Below are 4339 nucleotides of genomic sequence, written 5' to 3' on the forward strand. Positions count from 1 at the left end.
GGACATGACAAATGCCTGGCGAAACTCCTTGAAATCAGGGGAGTGGAAGTGAATGCCGCCAAAAAAAGCGGCGAAACAGCCCTGCACCTGGCTGTTTATAAAGGCAACGTCGTATGCCTGAAACAGCTGATTGCAAAGGGAGCGAAAGTAAACGCCTCCAACAAGAACGGCGAAACAGCCCTGCATTAGCCACCAAAATCAGTATAAACAAGGGCCGTGAACAATGTGCTGCCATGGGCATAGATATCAATGAAACCGTCATTAACGGCAAGACCTTCGAACACTATACCATCGAAAAAGAGAACGACATTGGGTGTCTGCGTGAGCTGACTGATAACAAAGTAGACTTTAATGCCCGTGATAAAGACGGTATCACGCCTTTGATGATAGCAACGCTTTGGGGCCAATTAGATAAACTGGCTTATCTGCTTAAAGGTGCGGACATCTATGTCGCTGCAAACTGCGGCACAACCGCATTACATTTAGCCGCTTGTTGGGGGCGAACCGATTGTCTGGTAACACTGCTTGATAAAATGAAAGTGGCTGTGGATGTCAATGTCAAAACACGTAAGGATGGTGCTACGCCCCTGCATATGGCTGCTCAGAATGGCCACTTAGAGACCGTCAAGGTATTGCTAAAAAAATATCAAACCTCAGTCAATGAAAAGATGAACGATGGCTGTACGCCTCTCCACTTGGCTGCTCGTAATCGTCACAAAGAGATCGTCAGGGCATTTATGGAAATTGCCCCCTTGCGCATCCAGGTTGATGTCACGAATGACAATGGCGATACGGTTCTCCACGAAGCCGCTCGTGAAGGCAACACAGAGATCATCAAGGCATTGCTGAAAATTGACTCCTCCATGAGGAATAAAGATGGCGAAACGGCGCTTCATTTAGCAGCTCGTGAAGGCCACACAGAGGCCGTCAAGGTATTGCTGGACATTGCCCCCATACGGCCTTTTGTAAAAATAAAGATGGTGATACGGCTCTCCACCTGGCTGCCTGTAAGGGCCGCACTGCTACTGTCAGGGCATTGCTGAGCAGTCCTCGACTGGAGCCAGATTTTCTCAGCGTCATCGTCGCTGCTCAGAATAAAAAAGGTTGGACCGCTCTCGACTTGGCTAAAAACAATGGTCATAACCCGTGCAAGGTACTCCTTGAAGAAAATGGAGCCCAATACAATACTGATTTGCACTTGGCTGCCCCGGGTAACGACACAGGGACCGTTAAGGCCAGGGTATTGTCGGACAGTGAACGATCCCCGCGCCTTGATGATCTCGGCTCTACTGTCCGCATTGGCACTACAAAGTTGGCCAGGGGATTGCCCGGACCTGCCCCCTCCCTGGCCAAAGAGAAGGATAAATACAGCGAAACGGCTCGGCACATAGCTGCTCGAAATAGCCACACAGCCACCCCGGTAATGCGGGACATTGCCACCTCCCGGGTCAAAGTTGAGGAAGGGTGGACTGCTCTCGACCTGGATAGCAACTATGGTCACTACAGCGCGTGGGAGGTACTCCCTCAAAATAGAGCACGATATAATACTGAATCCCCCTTAGCCGCCAATAATAACCGCTCAGAGAGGCTTAAATTCTATCAATCGACAGGGCGGTTGCACGGGATGGACGATGATTCTTTTAGATTCAGAAATGTGGACCGATTGCCAAGTAATAATTACATTTTTACATCAGACGAATCAGACGAAGATGTTTCTGAGACTGCCAGTTTTGAAAAGCCAATTAAACTGAACAAAAGGACATTTGCAGCTACTGCCCCGGCTGGAGCAGTTGTCAATAGAGAGCGGTTAAAGCGCCCAGACTCAGCCAACGCTATTGAAAAACTTTATGAAAGTGCAAACCAATTGCTGACGGAAAATATTAACCTACTTGGAGAGATTAACTTTATTTTTAAAACTTCGAAAGAATTGCAGCCGAGACTGGAACAATATGATCTAGCCACTCTTAATTCAATTATTAAAATATTGAAAGAAGAGCAGACGAAACTGAAAGAAAAGGAAATAGTGGTTGTGGTGGTTGGTACTACCAGCTCTGGCAAGTCCACATTCATCAACGCCCTTATTGGGCAAGAACTGCTGCCCTCAAATAACGGTGCGAAAACTGCTATTCCCATACAGATTAAGCATGATCCCGCTCAATTTTTACCTAAGTTGCGTTTTAATAACCCCAAGCCTTTGGAAGACCTGCGTAAAAATGTGAAGGCAAAAACAGACTACGACTGCGAATCAAGAAAAAAACTGAAAGAATTGAAAGATGATTACGAAAAAGGCGTTAAAAATGGTTATTCTGGTTTTAACAAAATTCTAAATGGCGAAGCAGTTCACAGTCCCGTAGGTGCCAAGGAAATCTATAAATATTTAAAAATTCTAAACGATTTTGTAAGACTCGCTGGAAAAGTTATAGGAAAATCACCACTAGCAGGCTTTGAAGAAAGATCCCAGTTTCCTATGATTGAGGTTAACTTTAGTTCTCTACGTAATTTACCTAAGGAGAATGGTAATTTTATCCTCATGGATAGCCCCGGCCCAAATGAAGCAGGAGGTGAACACATAATGGGCTTTGTAAATGAACTAATGGCCACCGCATCAGCAGTATTTCCGGTTATTAATCTCTCACAGCAAGGTACTGCTCACGAAGCACGTATAATTAAGGCCATAAAAGAGTGCCTCGAATCCAATGACAATTCCGTTAGCAATATTTCTGTCATATTGAATAAGAAAGATGCAATTTCAAGGGAAGAAGAAGTTGATGATGAAGATAGTGGCGATGAAGGCCCGAGGAGAAGGCTGACCGATGCAGAACGGACGGAAAGAACGAAGACAAAGCAGGCAAAAAAGCTAAATGTGGATAAAGATTGTATATTCCCTATCTCCGCAAGTGATGCTTTATTGGCTAAGCGAGCTATGAATTATTTAGAGAAACAAGTACATTTAGGGAAACTTGAGAAATTACCAGATCCGGGCGAAGAATCGTGGGTTGAAGATTTTGGTAGAAGAGCATTCCCCCCAAACAGTTGGGAAAATGATATTAAAAATACAGATGCAGTTAAAAAAGAGATTAGATACATGTTGGAAAGGTCCTATTTTGATCGTGTGGTCAAGGATATCGAAAGAAAAAATTCCAAGATACAATTCCAATTTTCGATTGTGAAAAGCGCTTTTGAAAAAATGATAGAAAGCACTGATAAAACGCACAAATTATCAGTAGATAAAATAAACAAATTACAAGATAGAATCATATCTGGGTTAGAAAAAGATAAAAGTCACCTTAAGAGTGAAATCAGCAGCATAAAAGAAAAATACTTTAAAGCAATAGAATCTAATAAGAAAGCAGAGGCTCGTTATAAAGAAATTAAGTGTAATACTGAAAAGAAATTATTTGAGAATATATTTGATCAACACACCTTTATCACCTTTTTCTCCCAAGTAAGCGGAGATATTGAAAAGATACAGAAAGAATGGATAAGTCTACAAAAGCGTTTGCATGAACCCCAAGGCTTTGTGGAAGCTAGTTTAATATTTGGCGGATTAAAAAACATAGAATTAAAGAATAAGGAATTAAGATATGGGATTTTAGATTTATATATACGCAGCTTCCGCTCAATATATGAAGCAAAGCTCTTTGAGCTTTCAAAAAATGAACTAACTGACTTAATGAGTGCTGTAGAAGATTGCCACCATCAAAATGATACAACCATGAGAGCTATTAATCCCGACCGTTTCGGTTATGTGATAGTTGAGTGTCCCATCTTCTTCTATAAAAGTTTTACCAGACGTATTGAAAATGACATCAAAACGGAAATCAAAAACAAAATCAGTGAAATTACCGAGCAAAATATCTTTATTCAATCAGGTAATATTCAACTTACAACATGATTCAGCTTATCAGATACATACAAAAGATTGCGCGAAGAAATTAAAGATGTCATTGTAGGCCACCTGCATAAGTTATTCACGGAGCTAACTGAACCTTATAGCAAAGAAAATGAAAAATTACTTAAAAAGCTCGATGAATCTAAACAAGAAAAACAAAAAAAAATAAGTGATATTTCGCACCGCTTGGATAATATAAAGGAAATAAAAGAGGAGCTTAGTCAGGTTATTAAAAAGACAGATCAATTCAAAGAAGTTATCGTAGGGAAAATCAAAGAAGCTAACGAATGGCGAGAGGTCAGGTTATCTACCAGGGGTAGATATTAAGGAATTCTTACTGTTGATACTACTGTGCATCCGTTCTTTACCTTCTGCGAACGAACGCAGGCGGATAGGTTTCTACGTGTTGCAGGTCTTGAATTGGAACCACAAAGCACACAAAGAGCA

The 4339-nt window shown here is 41.6% G+C and carries 4 protein-coding genes; all 4 read left to right on the forward strand.

The window, feature by feature from the left end:
- On the forward strand, positions 1 to 189 hold a 189-nt coding region (locus tag KDK14_RS05590; protein ID WP_257264030.1), incomplete at its 5' end, for an ankyrin repeat domain-containing protein.
- Complete coding sequence (locus tag KDK14_RS05595) at positions 114 to 1043, forward strand: ankyrin repeat domain-containing protein (protein ID WP_257264031.1); 930 nt, start codon at positions 114 to 116, stop codon at positions 1041 to 1043. The genes KDK14_RS05590 and KDK14_RS05595, both read left to right, overlap by 76 nt.
- Positions 998 to 3895: a dynamin family protein gene (locus tag KDK14_RS05600; protein ID WP_257264033.1), complete on the forward strand. Its 2898-nt coding sequence runs from the start codon at positions 998 to 1000 to the stop codon at positions 3893 to 3895. Before KDK14_RS05595 ends, KDK14_RS05600 begins: the two co-directional genes overlap by 46 nt.
- 27 nt (positions 3896 to 3922) lie before the next feature.
- Positions 3923 to 4219, forward strand: a complete 297-nt coding sequence (locus tag KDK14_RS05605; RefSeq protein ID WP_257264032.1) for a hypothetical protein — start codon at positions 3923 to 3925, stop codon at positions 4217 to 4219.
- Positions 4220 to 4339: the final 120 nt, after the last annotated feature.

Origin of the sequence: Endozoicomonas sp. ONNA2, from assembly GCF_024606365.1 — a bacterium.
Classification (GTDB): Bacteria; Pseudomonadota; Gammaproteobacteria; order Pseudomonadales; family Endozoicomonadaceae; genus Endozoicomonas.

What these genes read in the sequence shown, in the direction of transcription:
- KDK14_RS05595 (WP_257264031.1), top strand. Translation starts at nt 114, where the DNA reads ATGCCTGAAACAGCTGATTGCAAAGGGAGCGAAAGTAAACGCCTCCAA.